Here is a 268-nt window from a genome sequence, read left to right as displayed (position 1 = left end):
ACGTATAACAACAGCAAAGCTCGCTGCCGAAGTGGGCGTGTCAGAAGCTGCACTGTACAGACACTTCCCCAGTAAAGCGCGGATGTTCGAAGGCTTAATCGAATTTATTGAAGATGCGATTTTATCACGCTTAAACATCATCATGGACGAAGAAAAAGACACCATGACCCGCTGCCAGTTGGTATTACACCTGCTATTAGTATTTTCTGAACGTAACCCAGGCATCTCAAGGGTGCTTAATGGCGATGCCTTGCTAGGTGAAAACGAG

General features: G+C 46.3%; 1 protein-coding gene. It reads left to right on the top strand.

Going from position 1 to position 268, the window contains the following annotated elements; all coding sequences use genetic code 11:
- On the top strand, window positions 1-268 hold a 268-nt coding region (gene slmA / locus AAEY75_RS15400), incomplete at both ends, for a nucleoid occlusion factor SlmA (RefSeq protein WP_352260075.1).

It is taken from the genome of Psychrobacter sp. TB55-MNA-CIBAN-0194 (assembly GCF_040309505.1).
GTDB classification, from domain to species: domain Bacteria; phylum Pseudomonadota; class Gammaproteobacteria; order Pseudomonadales; family Moraxellaceae; genus Psychrobacter; species Psychrobacter fozii.
This window is presented reverse-complemented; position numbering and strand designations above follow the sequence as displayed.